Here is an 18402-nt window from a genome sequence, read left to right on the forward strand (position 1 = left end):
TTTATGCTAGTGAAGCCAATTCTTCATTTGAAATCTCCTCATACAAAGAATAGAAGTTTTCAAAATTTTCTGTTAAATTATAAGCTAAAGTTGGCTTATTAGAATCTTTAACAAATTTTAACACATTGCTATGGATGTTGTCGTCTGCTAATACCACTGCATCAGAGTAAGTTATAGCCCCCATGTGCAGAACATCGCAATCTGCGTTCTCAAACATTTTTGTATCATCAGCGGTCATCGAATTCATGATCGCTTTTTTATGCATGTCTACATTTAAAGTTTCAGTAAAGCAGTTCTCATAAATAGAGTAAACCACCTTAGAATTTTTAAAAGTAGGATCGTTTTTGTAAGTTGTTTTTATATACGCAGGCACCAATGAAGTCATCCAGCCATGGCAGTGAACAATATCGGGAGCCCAGCCTAATTTTTTAACTGTTTCGAGCGCGCCTTTGCAAAAGAAGATTGTTCTTTCGTCATTATCAGCATAAAATTTGTTTTCTTTATCCCTGAATACATATTTGCGCTGAAAATAATCCTCGTTGTCAAGGAAGTATACCTGCATACGTGCAGCTGGGATGGAAGCCACCTTAATGATTAAGGGATTGTCATTGTCATCAATAATGATGTTCATTCCTGAAAGACGTATCACCTCATGCAATCTGTTCCTTCTTTCATTAATATTCCCAAACCTCGGCATCAAAATGCGGATTTCAAATCCTTTATCCTGCATTGCCTGTGGTAATTGACGGGTAATTTCAGAAATCTTTGTGAGTTCAAGGAAAGGCGACATCTCGTGTGTAACAATCAGTAGCTTCGTTTTTGCCATCTCCATATTCTAAATAAAAATTTATGTTAAAGAAAAGATTATCAAGGGGCAAAGGTAAGCAAAATAATAACATTTATCAATAATATACGCAAGATGTTTTGTTGGGAATGGATAAATAACCAACTTTGCCACTTGAAATTTTACCTGCTAGTTTGAAAGTAATAAATACTATAGCGGCATTAAAGTCGCTGCTTGAACCAATTAAGTTGGCTCAACAGAAAATTGCATTGGTGCCAACAATGGGTGCGTTGCATAAAGGACACGTATCGCTGATAAAAATAGCGCAGCAGCAAGCTGATGTCGTGGTTTGCAGTATTTTTGTAAATCCCACCCAATTTACCGATCCTAAAGACCTGGAAAAGTACCCACGTCCCCTGGAGCATGACATGAAAATGCTACAGGAAGCAGGTTGTAATGTCGTGTTTATGCCTTCGGTTACCGAAATGTACCCTCAGCCCGAAACATGGCATATAGATCTTGGACCGGCGGAGTTTCTTTTAGAGGGAGAATTCAGAAAAGGACATTATCAGGGGGTAACTCAAATTGTTAAAAAGCTATTTGATGCGGTAAACCCTGATGTTGCCTTCTTTGGGCAGAAAGATTTCCAGCAGGTGCTGATGATTAAAAACATGGTAGCTGTGTTTAATATGCCGGTTCAGATTGTTTCCTGTCCTATTATCAGAGAAGATGATGGTTTGGCAATGAGCTCAAGAAATATCCATCTTTCTTTTGCAGATAGGGAAAATGCCCTCGTACTAAGCAAGGCCCTGCTCTATGTGCAGGATAATTTTTCCAACAAAAGCATTCCTGCGTTGCTGGAAGAGGCAAAGAAATTGATTAATGAAACACCGGGGGTGGAACTTGATTATTTTACTATTGCCAATGGAGACACATTGTTACCTGAAGAAGACAAAAAGCATCATAATATTGTAGCGCTGGTTGCTGCCAAGGTTGGAGAGACCCGCCTGATTGATAATATGATACTGAATTGAAATAGAAAAAACCTCCCATCCATAAAATTAGTTAACTTTGCATCATGATTATCGAGATATTAAAATCGAAAATTCACCGTGTTAGAGTAACACAGGCGGAACTAAACTATGTGGGTAGTATTACCATTGACGAAGACTTGATGGATGCGGCCCATATCATTCCAAATGAGAAAGTACAGATAGTAAATAACAATAATGGCGAGCGTTTTGAAACCTATGTGATTAAAGGCGCGCGGGGTAGTGGTACCATTTGTTTAAATGGGGCTACTGCAAGAAAAGTTCAGGTTGGCGACATCCTGATCATTATGTCTTACGGATCTTTGCCGATAGATGAAGCGAAGAAGTACCACCCAATCCTTGTATTCCCGGATGATAACAATCACCTTTTGAAGTAGTTTGTATTAAGAAAAGTAAAAAAATGTTATGCAGCCATAGTAATCTGGCATAGAATATTTAAATTTGGCATAACTTATTATTTTACAATATTATTATGCTATTTCAATTAAGTGAAGAACAATTGATGATCCAGCAGGCTGCAAGGGATTTTGCGCAGACTGAATTAAAACCTGGGGTTATCGAAAGAGATGAGCATCAGAAATTTCCTGAAGAACAGGTGAAAAAGCTTGGCGAACTGGGCTTTCTGGGGATGATGGTATCAGAAAAATATAATGGCAGTGGTCTCGATGCACTGTCTTATGTCCTGGTTATGGAAGAGCTGTCTAAAATAGACGCTTCTGCTTCAGTGGTTGTTTCTGTTAACAATTCGCTGGTGTGCTACGGACTGGAATCTTACGGTTCTGATTTTCAAAAAGAAAAATATTTAAAGCCTTTAGCTGCCGGAGAAAAGATTGGTGCTTTCTGCTTATCGGAGCCGGAAGCTGGGTCTGATGCAACTTCTCAGCAAACTACTGCGGAGGATAAGGGCGACTATTACCTCTTAAATGGAACAAAGAACTGGATTACCAATGGTCACACGGCTTCAACCTATTTAGTTATTGCGCAAACCGACAAGTCACTACGTCATAAAGGTATCAATGCTTTTATCGTTGAAAAAGGGATGGAAGGGTTTACAGTAGGGCCGAAAGAGAATAAAATGGGTATTCGTGGTTCTGATACACATTCATTAATGTTTAATGATGTTAAAGTGCCTAAAGAGAATAGGATTGGAGAGGATGGTTTCGGCTTTAAATTTGCCATGAAAACGCTCGAAGGTGGTCGGATTGGTATCGCTGCACAGGCATTGGGAATAGCCGCCGGAGCATATGAACTTGCGCTTGCTTATGCACAACAGCGTAAAGCCTTCGGTAAACCAATTGCAGAGCATCAGGCGATCGCTTTTAAATTGGCTGATATGGCTACTCAAATTGAAGCGGCACGTTTATTGGTTTATAAGGCGGCCTGGTTAAAAGACCAGGGGCAGTCCTATACACTGGCAGGTTCAATGGCAAAGTTATATGCGTCTAAAGTTGCAATGGATGTAACTGTTGAGGCTGTGCAAATACATGGTGGCTATGGATTTGTAAAAGAATATCATGTTGAGCGTTTGATGCGCGATGCAAAAATTACCCAGATTTACGAAGGAACTTCAGAGATTCAAAAGATGGTAATCTCCAGGGAGATCATCAGGTAATATTATATACATGAGATTGTTTAGAAGGCCCTAATGGGCCTTTTTTGTTATACCGATTTATTGCCAAAAGTTGGGTTTATATACAATAAGGAAAAGTCAGTCTCCTTATAGGTAACGTAACTTTAACGGTATATGGATGGGTATTGAACGGATACTGGACGGATACTGAACGGATTAAGTCGTTCAGTATCCGTTAATTATTGGTTAATATGGCATTGAAGTATAGCGTAAAAATAAATGGCTGTTAGGTACTAAAGTTCAATCTGTCTTCTAATGCTCTCTTCCAGTGAAATCAGTGTCTCTGTGCGTTGAATCCCAGGTACGGCCTGTATTTCTTCATTCAGTACATGCCTAAGATGGCTTGTGTCCCTACATATGATCTTGGCAAACATGCTATACGCTCCGGTTGTATAATGTAGTTCAACTACTTCTTTGATTTTGCTCAACTGCGCTACGGCATCCTTATACTGAATCCCTTTTTCTAAGTAGATACCTAAAAATGCCGTAACGTCATAACCTGCTTTTTGCGGATCTATAATTAAATGCGAGCCTTTAATGATACCCATTTCCTGCAGTTTTTTCATTCTCACATGTATGGTGCCACCCGAAACGATCAGGTCTTTCGCAATTTCTGTATAGGGCTTAGTTGCATCGTGCATCAATTGTTTTAAGATGTCGATATCCAGGTTATCAATTTCTAAATTTTGGCTTTCTTTTTTAAGCATGATTTTGATATTTGTTAACGATAATCAAACATAATTATAAATATGATAAAAATAAAATTAGATGATTAAAATATTTGCAACGTATTTGGGTTGTTGTTACATTTGTATCAAGCAAGTAACAAAAAATAGTTCTTTAACATTTGCTTATACTCTGTAGGGTGGTGAAATTGGCAGACGCACCTCCTTGTCTCGGTGGTGGAGAATATGGAAAACCCGTAAGGGCTAACTACTCCTTGAAGGTTCGACTCCTTCCCCTACAGCAATTAAGTAGTAAGATCAAAAATCAACCTAAACCAAAATCTTACTACTTAATTAATTTTAGTACTTTAAAATGATGTTGGGTGGTGAAATTGGCAGACACACCTTCTTGTCTCGGTGGCGGGGATAAATGGATAAACGCAGTTTATGGGTTGACCACAAATTAATTTTTGAACTGTAGCTAACTACCCCTTGAAGGTTCGACTCCTTCCCCAACAGCCAGTTTTTTTATGAATAATAAGTTAGTTAAAAACGAGTAATCTTGGATGAGATTACTCTTTTTTTTTGCTCTTTTTATCCTAATCAGGAAGGAATTGGTTAAGTTTGAAAGAAAAAATATTATGTATCAGATTTTAAAAAGCGCACATTCAGGTTGGCGTTACCTGGTTTTAATTTTATTGGTAGTGGCAATTATTCAGGCGTTGTCTGGGTGGCTTGGCAAAAAACCATATACTGAAGGAAATAGAAAAGTAAACCTTTTCACTTTAATATCTGCACACATTCAACTTTTAATGGGCTTAATCCTCTATTTTATGCATGATTGGTATAAAGTAGATAGTTCTGTCGCAATAGGTCGTTATTGGAAAATGGAACATATAGGAATGATGATTTTTGCCATTGTTCTAATCACGGTAGGAAATGCGAGATCTAAGAAAGGCACAGATGCAGCGGTGAAACATCGTTCTGTTGCGCTTTATTTTGGCCTTGCATTGATCATTATTATAGCTGCAATTGTAGCGATGGTTAAGGCAGATCCGAGTCGTTCATTCTTTGGTGTTTCATAAAAATTACAATTTTAATTTTGCTTTGTAAGATTTATTTATATTTTTGTGACATATGATTAACAATATACATACATGGCAATGGCGTAGCACTCCCCAAAAGAGTCTAGTCGTAGCTTTGTGTACCTTATAGTTTATCAACCTAAACCAAACCACATTAAAAACCCGACGTAGACCACACGTCGGGTTTTTTGTGTTTTAAATTTTTTGCCATAAAGAATCTGAAAACGAAAAGAAGCTAAAAAAGAAGCCAATGAGGCTAAAAAATTGAACGTTAAAAGAATATTAAGAAACTAGTTAACATGAAGACTAATTATATAATTAACACAGCTTACAAGAAAAGACTGGCAGATACTACCACTCCAGTGAGCATATATTTGCGCTTAAGAGATGTGTTTCCAAATACCATCTTGCTGGAAAGTTCGGACTATCATAGTCGTTCCAATTCGGTGAGTTATGTTTGCGCCGAGCCGGTAGCTGGTATTCTGTTACAAGATGGTGTATTGTCTACTTATTTTCCGGACGGTCGGAAAGCAGAAAAAAAGGATTTTGTACTGGCCGAAGAAATTGATGCCTTTAAGGCAGAATTTACACCGACGGTAGTTGAAGATACAAGATACATTTCGAGCGGGCTCTTTGGATATTTTACCTGGAATGCAGTGCAACATTTTGAAGATATTAAGTTTAGTGCTGCTACACCAACAGATCAGAAAATTCCCGTAATGCAGTATCATATTTACAGGTATATCATCGCTATTGATCATTTCAAAAATGAGATTACCTTGTTTAAAAATACTTTTAACGGGGATGATAATGACGATCTGGAAAAGATTGAATACATCATTCAAAATAAGAATTTCCCTGAATATAGCTTTAAGGTAGATGGCGAAGAACGATCAAACCTGAGCAATGAGGGGTTTATGGAGATGGTGGAGAAAATGAAGAAACACATTTTACGTGGGGATGTGTTCCAGATTGTACCTTCAAGGGCTTATAACCAAGGTTTTTTGGGAGATGAATTTAATGTTTACCGTTGCTTAAGGTCTATCAATCCATCGCCTTATCTGTTCTATTTTGATTATGGCAGTTTTAAGCTCTTTGGTTCTTCACCGGAGGCACAGATCACGATAAAAGATAATACTGCTAATATTTTTCCGATTGCGGGTACCTTTAAACGTACAGGGAATGACGAGGAGGATGCAGAGTTGGCTAAAAAGCTGGAGCAGGATCCTAAAGAGAGTGCTGAGCATGTAATGCTGGTAGATTTGGCAAGGAATGATCTGAGCAGGCATTGCAGTGGTGTCGAGGTGAAATCATTTAAGGAGGTACAGTACTATTCTCACCTGATCCACCTGGTGTCCAAAGTAAGTGGTCATCTTCAGCCTGATGTTTCAGCATTTAAGGTTGTTGCGGATACTTATCCGGCAGGGACACTTAGCGGCGCGCCCAAATATCGGGCTATGCAGCTGATTGATGAGTATGAAGGCTTGGGGCGTAACTTTTATGCTGGTGCAATTGGTTATATGGGCTTTAACGACCAGTTTAACCATGCCATTATGATCAGAACGTTTATGAGCAAAAATAATCAATTACACTATAGGGCAGGGGCTGGCATTGTAGCCGATTCTATTGCCGTAAATGAATTGAATGAAGTAAATAATAAAATTGCAGCCCTGCGCAAAGCAATACAAATGGCTACAGATATTTAAGAAAATGGATAAGAGCATACAAAAAAAGGTATTGGTTATTGATAACTACGACTCCTTTACTTATAATTTAGTACACCTTGTAAATGAATTGGACAGAGATGTGGAAGTGTGGAGGAATGATAAATTTGATTTGGCTGATGTGAATCAGTTCGATAAAATTATTCTATCCCCAGGCCCTGGTATACCTGAAGAAGCCGGTTTGTTGCTTGATGTAATCAAGACTTATGCTGCAACCAAAAGTATTTTTGGCGTTTGCCTGGGACAGCAAGCTATTGCGCAGGCTTTTGGAGGAAGTTTGTTAAATTTAGGAAGGCCAATGCATGGAATTGCGACACCAATCACGGTATTGGATAAAACAGAGTTGCTATTTAAGAATTGTCCGGAAACCATAAATGTAGGTCGTTACCACTCCTGGGTAGTGAGCAATGAAGGTTTACCTGATTGCCTTATTGTAACAGCAACAGATGCCGATGCTGAGATTATGGCTTTGCGTCACAAGGATTTGGATGTGCGCGGTGTTCAGTTCCATCCTGAAAGCGTGCTGACAGAATATGGAAAACAAATGATGAAAAACTGGTTAGAAAGTTAGATATGACTATTTTAGATAAAATTGTATTGCGTAAAAAGGAAGAGGTAGCTGCGGCTAAGCAGGCTGTTTCTGTTAAACAACTGGAAGCCGGCTTGTATTTTAACCGCAATCCGTATGTGTTTAAGGATTTTTTACTGGATGAAAACCGGACCGGTATCATTGCTGAGTTCAAGCGACGTTCACCATCTAAAGGCATCATTAACGATCGGGTAACTGTTGAAGAGGTTACACAAGCTTACACAGCTGCTGGCGCATCAGCGCTTTCCGTGCTTACAGATGTGGATTTTTTTGGAGGACATACCAATGATCTGCTTGCTGCAAGGGCAGTCAACGAAATTCCGGTCCTGAGAAAGGATTTTATGATTGATGAGTACCAGATTTTAGAGGCAAAAGCTTTAGGTGCGGATCTGATTTTATTGATTGCCGCGATTTTAACTCCTGCGGAGATTAAGAATCTATCTGCGTTGGCTAAGAGTCTTGGTTTAAATGTGTTGCTTGAAGTACACAATAAAGAGGAGTTACAGCGTAGTATTTGTAAAGATTTGGATGCTATTGGGGTGAATAACCGTAATCTTGCAGATTTCACCGTAAATATTCAAACCTCTTTCGATTTGGTAAATCAGATACCGGATGAGTTTTTGAAGATCTCTGAAAGTGCCATAAGTTCTCCGCAAACCATTAAGGAGTTAAAGGCCGCAGGTTTCCATGGTTTCCTGATTGGAGAGAATTTTATGAAAACAAGTAATCCCGGCTTGGCTATGCAAGACTTCACACAGCAGCTGATCTCAGTATAACTTTTGTATCTTTGTACTTTACAATGGGAAAACAGAAATATTACGATACAGCACTTAAGCAGGAACGAGCAGTACTTGTAGGAGTGATCAGACCAGGTGAAAGGCCTGAAGAAACCCGGGAATTCTTGGATGAGCTGGCCTTTTTGGTAGATACAGCAGGTGGATTGGTGGAGCATGAATTTACCCAGAAAATGCTGAAGCCAGACCGTGCAACTTTTGTTGGTACCGGTAAACTTGCCGAAATACAGGCTTATGTAAAGTCTGAGGAGATTGATATGGTTGTGTTTGATGATGAACTTTCGCCATCGCAACTTAGAAATATTGAAAGGGAGTTACAGGTTAAAGTATTGGACCGTAGTAACCTTATTTTGGACATTTTTGCGGGGAGGGCACAAACCGCGCAAGCGAAGACTCAGGTAGAATTGGCTCAATTGCAATACTTATTGCCTCGTTTAACCCGGCTATGGACTCACCTTGAGCGCCAAAAGGGTGGTATTGGTATGCGTGGACCGGGTGAGACGCAGATTGAGAGTGATAGAAGGATGATTCTTGAAAAGATTGCACTTTTAAAAAGTCGCTTAAAGTCAATCGATAAACAAAACGAAACACAGCGTAAAAATCGCACAGAATTGATTCGTGTTGCTTTGGTAGGTTATACCAATGTGGGTAAATCGACCATCATGAACATGCTTTCCAAATCAGAGGTGTTTGCCGAGAATAAGCTTTTTGCTACGCTGGATACCACAGTGCGCAAAGTGGTGATTGAAAACCTGCCTTTCTTATTGTCTGATACCGTTGGATTTATCAGGAAGTTGCCACACCACCTTGTGGAGTGTTTCAAATCAACTCTGGATGAGGTACGGGAAGCAGATATTTTAATTCATGTGGTAGATGTTTCGCACGCCAACTTCGAAGATCAGATCAATGTCGTAAATGAAACATTGAAAGATCTGGGTGCAAGGGATAAGGAGACTATCATGGTGTTTAATAAAATTGATGCCTATGTAAGCCCTAAGCCTGATCATGAGCATGAGGAGCCGATTGTACTTACGCTTGAAGATTTTAAAAAGAGCTGGATGGGGGCAGAGAATTCACCTTCGATATTTATTTCTGCCCTGCACAAAGAGAATTTAGAGGAGTTTAAACAGTTATTATATGATAAGGTTGTTGTATTGCATACACAACGTTATCCTTATGATAAGTTGTTATATTAATTGAAGAAAGGAACCGTTATGGAAAGTAAACGTCAACAGAAATTTGCCGGGATTATACAAGAAGAGTTAGCTGCAATTTTTCAGCATGAAGGAGCGGCATATTTGCCAAATACATTGGTTACAATAACTAAGGTACGGGTGTCTCCGGATCTTGCTGTTGCGAAGGTTTATTTGAGTTTTTTGAATACAAATAATACCAGCTTATCCGTAGCCGAAGTCAATTCGCACGCCGGAGAGATCAGGTATAAGCTAGGCGCAAGGATTCGCCATCAGGCCCGTGTTATTCCAACGCTTACTTTTTTTGTAGATGATACCAATGAGTATGTGGAGCACATGGATAAGCTGTTCGATAAAATCTCTAAAGATCGTAAAGAAAGCGGAAAAGAGGAGGAATAATTTAATCGCACTCTTTTAAATTGCTTTGATTTAAAAAGCGTAAATTAGTGTATGACAAAGATTCTTTTAGCATTTTTTATGCTATCGGCATTTACCTTAAAAGCCCAGCCTGTAATAAAAGGCGGGCTTGAAAACTTTGTTACGGCCAATAACATCTACCCTCGCTATTCCCTTCATCATTGCATTCAAGGTACAGTAATCATTAGCTTCAAGCTAAATAAGCGTGGTGAGGTCTATTATTCGAAAATTAGTTCAGGCATAGGTACGGATCTGGATGATGAAGCATTGCGGCTGATCAGAATGAGCAGTGGCAAATGGATTGTGCCTGCAGATCATGATACAACAGTATCTCTTATTGCACCAATAAAGTTTAACCTGTCTGGTTATGATTGTGACAATAAGAGTCCTGAGGCGATTAAAAGAGCAATTGTTGCTTACAAAACGAACGAGGGGCTTACAAATGGCATCCTGAATTTTTATAAGAATAAAGAAAAGGGCATTTATAAGCAAGATGAAGAGTCGCGGTTTGTTGCTTTAAAAAATGAGCTGGGTTATGATGATGAATATTTTAAGGAGCGTATATCTGACGGCCTTAAAAAGCTAAAACAAAAAGATAAGCAGGGTGCCTGCGAAGATTTTCTTTTTGTAAAGTACATGGGGTCGGATCTGGCAAATGAAATGCTGGAAAAGTATTGTAAGTGACTTATGACCATAGTTTTTATATGTTGATATTTTTTGTAAATGATTTTTAAGTTAGACGATCATGAAATTGTTTTTCCAAGACCGGAGCTTGCTGATCCTGATGGATTATTGGCAATAGGTGGTGATCTTAGCGCTGAAAGGTTGATGTTGGCTTATAAGAATGGCATTTTCCCCTGGTTTAGCGAAGGGGATCCAATATGTTGGTATGCGCCAATTGAGCGGTGTGTAATTTTTCCCGGAAACATAGTGATCAGTAAAAGCATGGCGAAGTTGTTTAAATCCGAAGCATTTAAAATTACTTATGACCAATCTTTTGAAGAAGTAATAGAAAATTGTGCTAAAATTAGCCGAAAGGATCAGGATGGCACATGGATAACCCGGCAAATGCAGGAGGCTTATATCGAATTGCATAAACGAGGGTATGCGCATAGCGTAGAAGTATGGCAGAATGGTTTATTAGTAGGAGGCTTATACGGCATCCAGGTAAATCAGATTTTCTGTGGAGAAAGCATGTTTAGCAAAGTAAGCAATGCCTCCAAATACGCACTGATTTGGCTCTGTCGGAACAAAACGTTTAATATGATAGATTGCCAGCTACCTAATGATCATTTGATGAGCTTAGGCGCAGAGATGATTAGCAATGAAGAATATGTCAATTGTTTAAAAGCTATTTAAGAAGCTCATTAATGTCGGCTTTAGTCAACGACTTGAAGAAGCTCTCTTCAGTGGTAATTAAGGAACTGGCGAGCCTCTTTTTGCGGTTCTGAAGGGCCAGGATCTTTTCTTCCACAGTGTCTTTTGCAATGAACTTATAAATAAATACTTTTTTGTCCTGCCCGATCCTATGTGTTCGATCAATGGCCTGTTGTTCAACTGCAGGGTTCCACCAGGGATCAAGAATAAATACGTAATCAGCCTGAGTTAAATTTAAACCAACTCCACCGGCTTTTATGGAGATTAAAAAAACCTTTAATTCTGTATTTTGCTGAAATTCGGCTACAATTTCTCCACGGTTTTTAGTCGCACCGTCAAGATAAGCAAAGGGGATATTTTCACCTTCCAGATATTGTCTGAAAATAACGAGTTGCTTTACAAATTGAGAGAAAATAAGAACCTTATGGCCACCTTTCAATACATTGTCGAGTGTGTGTATTACGTTTTCGAATTTGCCGGAATCGGAAGTATAGTTGTGGTCAACCATTAAAGGGTGATTGGCAAGCTGTCGCAGGGCTGTAAGTCCCTGTAAAAGTTGTACCTGCTTTTTCGCGTATGTTCCATCATCCATACTATTTAGCAGATCATTTCTGTAAGCTGATTTCGTTTTTTCGTAATAAGTTGCCTGATCCTCACTCATATTGCAGTAAAAGATCTGTTCGGTTTTTGATGGTAGTTCTGCAGCTACCTGCTCCTTTGTTCTACGCAATACAAAGGGCTTAATGATGGCTTGTAATTTTCGGGCTTTATCCTCGTCTTTTCTCTTTTCAATAGCCTGTACATATTCTTCATTAAAGAAAGCCTGAGTGCCCAGCAGACCAGGATTCAGAAAAGTTAATTGCGTCCATAAATCGCTCACAGAGTTTTCTACAGGTGTACCGCTGAGGATTAATTTGTACCTTGATTTGAGTGTCTTTACTGCTTTGAAAGACTTAGAAGTAGGATTTTTAATGTTCTGGCTTTCATCTAATATAATATAGCTGAAGTAAAAATCTTTTAGTAGATCTATATCAACGCGAGTAACGCCATAGGTGGTGATGATGATGTCGAAATCAGAGAAATGACCAACATCTTTATTTCTGGTTGTTCCTATATGCGCATGAATCTTAAGCTTAGGTGTGAATTTCTTTGCCTCGTTAAGCCAGTTATATATCAGCGAGGTAGGCATAATGATGAGAGAGGTGCTGTGTCTGGACTGCTCCTGATCCTCTTCCTTTAGTTTTTGTAACATGGCCAATGTTTGGATGGTTTTACCCAAACCCATATCGTCGGCCAGACACCCTCCAAAATTATATTCTCTTAAAAAGCTAAACCAATTGTAACCTGCTTTTTGATAACCGCGCAGATCACCTTTAAAATTAACAGGCATTTGCGTGTCCGTTATATTTTCAAAGTCATTTAGTTTTTGGAGCTTTCTGCTTAAAGTGATGTTGGCCAAGCTATCCTCGGCCAATTCATTGATCAGGCCGATATGGTGTTTCTTAAGTTTAAGTACTTTTCCACCGTCCGACAGGCTAAATAGACTCCCATATTGAGTAAACCATTTATCAGGTATGATTGCAATTGACCCATCAGGCAACAGAAACTCTCTTTTTTTATGAAGAATATGTTGCTTTAAGGAAATAAAGGGGATGGGGTGATTACCAAAATAAACAATGGCATTGATGTCAAACCAGTCATTATCTTCTTTGATGTCGAAGCTGATCTTGTTGACTGCAAATAAGAAGCGTTTATTTCCCTTGTGTTGTTCTATTTCAAAACCTTCCTGGCTGAGCTTTTCCAGGTGTTCGTTAACCCAATTGATGACTCCGTACGACGGATCTTCTTCCTGATCTACGGGAGCTTCGAGGTGATAATAGAGTGCACTTGTTTTCTTTAGTCCAAGGCTAATCAGGAAATTGAATTTTTGCTTTTCCCAGGTCACATCCCTCTTGATGCGGGTGAAAATATAGTTGTCGCCCTCCTTGTGCAAGTGAACAGTTACTTTCTTGTCATTTCCCATCGCAAAGGTGTGTTCACCATATTTAAAGTATAGTTGCAACTGTGAAATTCCAGCATCTACATATATTACCTTAATGACGGGAGTAGGCTCGTATTTCTCTGTCTTAATGTCAAACCCCTCAGCATATACATGGTACTTTTCAATTAATGGAGCTACAAATTTCCCAAAATACGTGTCTTCAGTAGATTTTGGAATGGTGATGAATCTTTTATTTAAAAAAGGCACTAATTTTTTGCCCTCAATATCCTGCTCAAAAAAATAAAGCATCTCGTTTAGCAATAACCAGGAAGGTTGATTGCTAATTATCTGTGCCTCTTTAAACATAAAGTCGATACGCAGCCCCTGATATTTTATAGTGGGAAAATAGCGGGTCTCTGTTTCATTTCTTCTAAAATGGAATAAGACTGTTGCCGGTTCTGTTGCAATCTCAATTTTTCTTTCAGCAGGCCATCCATCTTTATCCATCAGGTATAATGATCCTTCTGATTTTAAAATCTCCAATACCTCCGATAGTTTTCTTTCTATCCTGGGACGGACGCTTTCGTAAAATTTGTCATTAAAAAATTTACTAAAGAATTCTACAGGTCTGATGGCTTTCTTATGAAATTTCTTGATGATGAAGTCCTGTTCGGTTTCATCAAGTATTTTAATCAGTTTAAGATCTGTATCAGTAAGGTGTTTGATGAATTCTTTGGCCGTATGTGAAAAAATACGCTGATAAGTTAAAGAAAAGTCGCCCTGCGGGTTTAATTGAACAATATGTGGTTCAATTAAATAGCCCAAATACGCGTGTTTACATATAGAATATACGATTTTACAGGGTTTGGAGCTATCTACGCGTAACATTGGCGAAAAATTAAAACAATCAGGGGGTAAGCATTTAAAAATCTTTAAACTTACATCAAATTGAAATGCTTTCAAATAAAAAGGGGGAATTATTGCCTGTTTTTTATTTCCGTTCGTCGAAAAAAAATGGCTGTTGGTCGGGTATTACATTGATGTTGCCTAAAAGCATAAAAAAGGGTGTAACCTTTTGGTGTTTTAGGCGACTTATATGTAAACAATTTAAAAAACTTAATAGCCTAAAAATATGAAAACTTCAGTAAAAACATTATTCGCATCAGCTTTAACAGTAATCGTTTTAGCTTCTTCAGCTTTCAGCTCCTCAGCAGTTGAAAAAAACAATAATCTTTCGGCATCAGTAGACTTTAATAAAGTGATTGTTACAGGGAATGCAAGAGTGGTATTGGTTCAGTCTAACAACCCACATGTAGTGGTACCTGAAAACTACAATAAGGAGACTACGACTATCGTTCAAAAAGCCGACAAGTTATACATCACCTCTACGGAAAAAGAAACAATTGATATTGTTGTTTATGTAAAAGATTTGCAACGGATTGATGCATGTCAGAAAGCTATCGTAAATACAAGAGGTAAACTTTCTTCAAAAACACTTCAGGTATTCCTGAAAGATAAAGCGAGTGCTTCTGTAAATGGGGATATCGCCAGCCTATATACAGTATTAAAAGATAATGCTTCACTTCGTTTAAAAGGATCTTCAAAAGATCACACTTTAGCTAAAGGGAAAGCTGCTAAATTAAAAATGGATCAGTTTGCAGCAGTAAAAACTACAGTTAATTCAGTTGATGGTCAGCTTTTAGCTTCAGATTACTCAATCGTTATTCCAAAAGATACTGTACTTGCTGATAATATCACAAAATAAAACAAGACGAGATAAAACAAACCATACTATACACACAAAAAAACGGCCGGAGGATTTATCTTCTGGCCGTTTTTGTATGTATGAATGCCTTGAAATAAATTCAGGACAATTGTACTAAAGATCAAACTTAATACCCTGGGCTAAGGGTAGCGTATTCGAATAATTGATGGTATTTGTTTGTCTGCGCATATAAGCTTTCCAGGCGTCCGAACCACTTTCCCTTCCACCGCCGGTTTCTTTCTCGCCACCAAATGCTCCGCCAATTTCTGCACCTGATGTTCCGATATTCACATTGGCAATTCCGCAATCTGATCCAGCTACAGACAGAAACTGTTCTGCTTCACGCAGGTTTAAGGTCATGATTGCAGATGACAATCCCTGTGGAACACCATTTTGCAAAGCAATAGCCTGATCGAGGGTTTTATACTTGATGAGATAAAGGATAGGGGCAAAGGTTTCTTCCTGAACAATTTCGTAATGATTTTCTACTTCGGCTACGCAAGGTTTTACATAACAACCCGATTGGTATGTGGTACCATTCAATACACCGCCCTCTACTATAAATTTAGCGCCTTCTTTTTTACCCTTTTCAATAGCATGCGTGTACATTTCTACAGCTGCAATATCAATCAGCGGGCCCACATGGTTGTGCTGATCCAATGGGTCGCCAATGCGCAATTGCCCATAAGCTTTAGCCAGCTTGTTTTTAAAATCTTCATAAATATCCTCGTGGATGATTAGCCTTCTGGTAGATGTGCAGCGTTGTCCTGCTGTACCTACTGCTCCGAAGACTGCCCCGATGATGGACATATCTATATCTGCATCTTTAGAGATGATTATGGCATTATTGCCACCTAACTCCAGGATGCTTCTTCCAAATCTGCCTGCTACTGCTGTTGAAACCACACGACCGATGCGGGTAGAGCCGGTAAAAGAAACCAATGGGATGCGTTTATCATTATTGATCAGGTCGCCAACAGCATTTCCAATCAATAAGTTGCTGATGCCTTCCGGCATATCATTGTTTTTAAGAACGGTTGCAATAATATGTTGACAGGCGACACCACATAGCGGCGTTTTTGAGGAGGGTTTCCAAATGCAAACATTGCCACATACCCAGGCCAAAGCCGTGTTCCAGCTCCATACGGCAACGGGGAAATTAAAGGCAGAAATGATACCCACTATCCCCATTGGATGCCATTGTTCATACATCCGATGATTAGGTCGCTCGGAGTGCATGGTTAAGCCATAAAGCTGACGAGAAAGGCCAACAGCAAAATCACAGATGTCGATCATTTCCTGTACCTCACCAAATCCTTCCTGTAAACTCTTACCCATTTCGTAGGATACCAATGTACCAAGATCTTCTTTGTGCAGGCGCAATGCATCACCAAACTGGCGTACAATATCGCCCCTTTTAGGAGCAGGTAGGCTACGCCAGAAAACAAATGCTTCTTCTGCCTTTTTTACTACAGTTTCATAATCTTCTTCGTTAGCCAATTGTACACTGGCAATCTTCTTTCCATCAACAGGAGAGAGACTATCTATAGTTTTTGCGTTTACCGAGGCCCCCCAGTTGCTGCCTGTACTAAAGGCTGGATTTAGATCTAGAATGCCTAAATTCTTTAAAACAGTACTGATATTTTTTTGCATATCATAAATGGTTAGGTATACAAATCAACAAAAAAATAATGGAAGGTTGGTAAAGAGGAGATGTAAATGAGTTTCATGACCTGAATTTTACGTGATTTCACATAATGTTGCGTTCTTTTGTAAAATAATTTAGATCAGGGACCGTTCGCATTATTAATATAATCAGTCACTTAACTGTTGAGGTGTGTGTATGTTGAAAATTATTTCACCTATTCCAGCCATAATAGTTGTAAACTTATGATGTATTTAACAAAAGGGATCTGTTCTTTAATTATTCAATACATGGAAGAGGAATTTTACTTTGATTTTAGTGATGATGCTCAACGATCAGTTGAGCGTTACGAGGAGATGATACGCAATCAGGATCAGTATTTTTTTGATGCCCAGGCTTTTGAGCATATTATTGATTACTACATTGAGAAGAGCGACCCTATAAAAGCCTTACAGGTTATAGAGTATGCCGTAAATCAACACCCATATGCTGCGGTTTTTCTGGTTAAACAGGCGCAGTTACTATTTATAACCGATCAAACGGAACGAGCGTTTTTATCCTTGCAGAAAGCTGAAATGCTGGAAGCGTCGGAAGCAGAGATTTATATTTTAAGAGGAAATATCTATAACAGTCTCGAAAGGTATTCGGAAGCACTGGATAACTTCCAGAAGGCATTGGAGTTTGCAGAAACAACGGATGAAATTCTTTTGCAGATTGCTTATGTGTATCAGAATATGCTGGACTACGAAAGCGCAATTGTGTACATTAAGCAAAGCCTGGAGCAAAATATGGAGAACAAGGACGGTTTGTATGAATTGGCTTTTTGTTATGATATATTAGATAAGCAGGAGGAAAGTATTCAGTTTTATCAGGAATATATTGATAACGACCCATACTCTTATGCTGCATGGTATAACCTTGCCAATTCTTATCATAAACTGGATTTGTTTGAGAAAGCCATTGATGCTTACGATTATGCTATCTTAATAAAAGATAATTTTGCTTCTGCTTATTATAACAAGGGCAACGCCCTGGTTCAATTGGACCGCTATATGGAAGCAATTGAAGTCTATAAACAGACTTTTGAATACGAACCACCTAATGCCGATACTTATTGTGCCATTGGAGAGTGTTATGAGAAGCTGGAAAAGATGGACGAGGCCAGGTCATATTATAAGAAATCTGTGAAAATGGATTCCAAGATGGCTGATGCGTGGTTTGGAATAGGCGTTACCCTTAATTTTGAGGAACGTTATTTTGAGTCACTACATTTTTACAGAAAGGCTCTTGAGCTGGATGGCGAAAACCCAGATTTCTGGTTTGCTATGGCTGATGCTCATTATAAGCTTGGGCAGATAGAGGAGTCGGTGCAGGCTTATCATAAGGTACTTGAATATAACCCTGTAGATGTTGAGGCATGGCTGGATTTTTCGACCGTATTATATGAGCAAGGAAAGTTGTTGGAGGCTTCAGAGACCATTTTAGATGCCATAAAGAACAATCCTGACGCTGCCGAACTATATTACCGTATGGTGGCTTATTTGTTTGCCCTTGGGAAAAAGAATGAAGCGCTTTTGTATCTTGAAACAGCTTTGGTTACAGATCCTGAAAAGCATTATATTTTATTTGAGTACTTGCCACAACTGCAGGATAACAGCTTAATTATTGACGTTATCAATAGGTATATTAAATAGTACTGTG

At 38.8% G+C, this 18402-nt stretch carries 17 protein-coding genes and 2 tRNA genes; 15 read left to right on the forward strand and 4 right to left on the reverse strand.

All coding sequences use genetic code 11. The annotated features are described in order from the left end of the window. Position 1: 1 nt before the first annotated feature. A complete protein-coding gene (locus P0Y49_22110) occupies positions 2–826 on the reverse strand; it encodes a glycogen/starch synthase (GenBank protein ID WEK19472.1) in 825 nt (274 codons plus the stop codon). 152 nt (positions 827–978) lie between these two features. On the opposite strand from P0Y49_22110, the gene panC reads away from it, so the two are divergent. The 3 genes from panC to P0Y49_22125 all read left to right on the forward strand — a co-directional run bounded on the left by panC (position 979) and on the right by P0Y49_22125 (position 3448). Beyond that, on the forward strand, positions 979–1818 hold the full coding sequence (panC, locus tag P0Y49_22115; GenBank protein ID WEK19473.1) for a pantoate--beta-alanine ligase: 840 nt from the start codon (positions 979–981) through the stop codon (positions 1816–1818). Positions 1819–1862: 44 nt separating this feature from the next. Further along, positions 1863–2213: an aspartate 1-decarboxylase gene (locus tag P0Y49_22120; protein WEK19474.1), complete on the forward strand. Its 351-nt coding sequence runs from the start codon at positions 1863–1865 to the stop codon at positions 2211–2213. 95 nt (positions 2214–2308) lie between these two features. After that, the gene (locus tag P0Y49_22125; protein ID WEK19475.1) at positions 2309–3448 is read left to right on the forward strand and encodes an acyl-CoA dehydrogenase; all 1140 of its coding nucleotides are present in this window, start codon (positions 2309–2311) and stop codon (positions 3446–3448) included. Between the two features lie 251 nt (positions 3449–3699). Here P0Y49_22125 and P0Y49_22130 read toward each other — a convergent pair whose 3' ends face one another. Then, on the reverse strand, positions 3700–4173 hold the full coding sequence (locus P0Y49_22130) for an Lrp/AsnC ligand binding domain-containing protein (protein ID WEK19476.1): 474 nt from the start codon (positions 4171–4173) through the stop codon (positions 3700–3702). Positions 4174–4325: 152 nt separating this feature from the next. On the opposite strand from P0Y49_22130, the gene P0Y49_22135 reads away from it, so the two are divergent. The 10 genes from P0Y49_22135 to aat all read left to right on the forward strand — a co-directional run bounded on the left by P0Y49_22135 (position 4326) and on the right by aat (position 11292). Continuing rightward, positions 4326–4433: transfer RNA gene (locus P0Y49_22135), tRNA-Asp, on the forward strand. Positions 4434–4508: 75 nt separating this feature from the next. Continuing rightward, positions 4509–4653, forward strand: a tRNA-Asp gene (locus P0Y49_22140). A gap of 119 nt (positions 4654–4772) precedes the next feature. After that, positions 4773–5216 (forward strand): cytochrome B, encoded by a 444-nt coding sequence (locus tag P0Y49_22145; GenBank protein ID WEK19477.1) that lies wholly within the window; start codon positions 4773–4775, stop codon positions 5214–5216. Positions 5217–5515: 299 nt separating this feature from the next. Then, positions 5516–6922 carry an anthranilate synthase component I family protein gene (locus P0Y49_22150; GenBank protein ID WEK19478.1) on the forward strand — a complete coding sequence of 469 codons (1407 nt, stop codon included), beginning with the start codon at positions 5516–5518 and terminating at the stop codon, positions 6920–6922. A 4-nt stretch (positions 6923–6926) separates the two neighbouring features. Next, positions 6927–7511, forward strand: coding sequence for an aminodeoxychorismate/anthranilate synthase component II (locus tag P0Y49_22155; GenBank protein WEK19479.1), 585 nt, complete (start codon positions 6927–6929; stop codon positions 7509–7511). 2 nt (positions 7512–7513) lie between these two features. Then, positions 7514–8305 carry an indole-3-glycerol phosphate synthase TrpC gene (trpC, locus tag P0Y49_22160; GenBank protein WEK19480.1) on the forward strand — a complete coding sequence of 264 codons (792 nt, stop codon included), beginning with the start codon at positions 7514–7516 and terminating at the stop codon, positions 8303–8305. Positions 8306–8328: 23 nt separating this feature from the next. Continuing rightward, on the forward strand, positions 8329–9519 hold the full coding sequence (gene hflX / locus P0Y49_22165; GenBank protein ID WEK19481.1) for a GTPase HflX: 1191 nt from the start codon (positions 8329–8331) through the stop codon (positions 9517–9519). Between the two features lie 18 nt (positions 9520–9537). After that, positions 9538–9915 (forward strand): 30S ribosome-binding factor RbfA, encoded by a 378-nt coding sequence (rbfA, locus tag P0Y49_22170; protein ID WEK19482.1) that lies wholly within the window; start codon positions 9538–9540, stop codon positions 9913–9915. Between the two features lie 51 nt (positions 9916–9966). Next, positions 9967–10617: a TonB family protein gene (locus P0Y49_22175; protein WEK19483.1), complete on the forward strand. Its 651-nt coding sequence runs from the start codon at positions 9967–9969 to the stop codon at positions 10615–10617. A 39-nt stretch (positions 10618–10656) separates the two neighbouring features. Beyond that, positions 10657–11292, forward strand: coding sequence for a leucyl/phenylalanyl-tRNA--protein transferase (aat, locus tag P0Y49_22180; GenBank protein WEK19484.1), 636 nt, complete (start codon positions 10657–10659; stop codon positions 11290–11292). Here aat and P0Y49_22185 read toward each other — a convergent pair. Next, positions 11285–14179: an SNF2-related protein gene (locus tag P0Y49_22185; protein WEK19485.1), complete on the reverse strand. Its 2895-nt coding sequence runs from the start codon at positions 14177–14179 to the stop codon at positions 11285–11287. The two genes, aat and P0Y49_22185, sit on opposite strands and share 8 nt — an antisense overlap. A gap of 244 nt (positions 14180–14423) precedes the next feature. On the opposite strand from P0Y49_22185, the gene P0Y49_22190 reads away from it, so the two are divergent. Further along, the gene (locus P0Y49_22190) at positions 14424–15056 is read left to right on the forward strand and encodes a DUF2807 domain-containing protein (GenBank protein WEK19486.1); all 633 of its coding nucleotides are present in this window, start codon (positions 14424–14426) and stop codon (positions 15054–15056) included. 114 nt (positions 15057–15170) lie between these two features. On the opposite strand, the gene P0Y49_22195 is transcribed toward P0Y49_22190, so the two are convergent. Next, positions 15171–16709 carry an aldehyde dehydrogenase family protein gene (locus P0Y49_22195; protein ID WEK19487.1) on the reverse strand — a complete coding sequence of 513 codons (1539 nt, stop codon included), beginning with the start codon at positions 16707–16709 and terminating at the stop codon, positions 15171–15173. A 282-nt stretch (positions 16710–16991) separates the two neighbouring features. Here P0Y49_22195 and P0Y49_22200 point away from each other — a divergent pair, with 282 nt between their 5' ends. Next, the gene (locus P0Y49_22200) at positions 16992–18395 is read left to right on the forward strand and encodes a tetratricopeptide repeat protein (protein ID WEK19488.1); all 1404 of its coding nucleotides are present in this window, start codon (positions 16992–16994) and stop codon (positions 18393–18395) included. Positions 18396–18402: the final 7 nt, after the last annotated feature.

Source organism: Candidatus Pedobacter colombiensis, assembly GCA_029202485.1.
Lineage (GTDB): Bacteria > Bacteroidota > Bacteroidia > Sphingobacteriales > Sphingobacteriaceae > Pedobacter > Pedobacter colombiensis.

Coding starts and splice junctions, on each gene's coding strand:
- P0Y49_22120 (WEK19474.1), top strand. CDS start 1,863: ATGATTATCGAGATATTAAAATCGAAAATTCACCGTGTTAGAGTAACA.
- trpC (WEK19480.1), top strand. CDS start 7,514: ATGACTATTTTAGATAAAATTGTATTGCGTAAAAAGGAAGAGGTAGCT.
- P0Y49_22200 (WEK19488.1), top strand. CDS start 16,992: ATGGAAGAGGAATTTTACTTTGATTTTAGTGATGATGCTCAACGATCA.
- P0Y49_22185 (WEK19485.1), bottom strand. CDS start 14,179: ATGTTACGCGTAGATAGCTCCAAACCCTGTAAAATCGTATATTCTATA.
- P0Y49_22125 (WEK19475.1), top strand. CDS start 2,309: ATGCTATTTCAATTAAGTGAAGAACAATTGATGATCCAGCAGGCTGCA.
- hflX (WEK19481.1), top strand. CDS start 8,329: ATGGGAAAACAGAAATATTACGATACAGCACTTAAGCAGGAACGAGCA.
- P0Y49_22190 (WEK19486.1), top strand. CDS start 14,424: ATGAAAACTTCAGTAAAAACATTATTCGCATCAGCTTTAACAGTAATC.
- P0Y49_22145 (WEK19477.1), top strand. CDS start 4,773: ATGTATCAGATTTTAAAAAGCGCACATTCAGGTTGGCGTTACCTGGTT.
- P0Y49_22130 (WEK19476.1), bottom strand. CDS start 4,173: ATGCTTAAAAAAGAAAGCCAAAATTTAGAAATTGATAACCTGGATATC.
- P0Y49_22155 (WEK19479.1), top strand. CDS start 6,927: ATGGATAAGAGCATACAAAAAAAGGTATTGGTTATTGATAACTACGAC.
- P0Y49_22195 (WEK19487.1), bottom strand. CDS start 16,709: ATGCAAAAAAATATCAGTACTGTTTTAAAGAATTTAGGCATTCTAGAT.
- P0Y49_22150 (WEK19478.1), top strand. CDS start 5,516: ATGAAGACTAATTATATAATTAACACAGCTTACAAGAAAAGACTGGCA.
- aat (WEK19484.1), top strand. CDS start 10,657: ATGATTTTTAAGTTAGACGATCATGAAATTGTTTTTCCAAGACCGGAG.
- P0Y49_22110 (WEK19472.1), bottom strand. CDS start 826: ATGGCAAAAACGAAGCTACTGATTGTTACACACGAGATGTCGCCTTTC.
- rbfA (WEK19482.1), top strand. CDS start 9,538: ATGGAAAGTAAACGTCAACAGAAATTTGCCGGGATTATACAAGAAGAG.
- P0Y49_22175 (WEK19483.1), top strand. CDS start 9,967: ATGACAAAGATTCTTTTAGCATTTTTTATGCTATCGGCATTTACCTTA.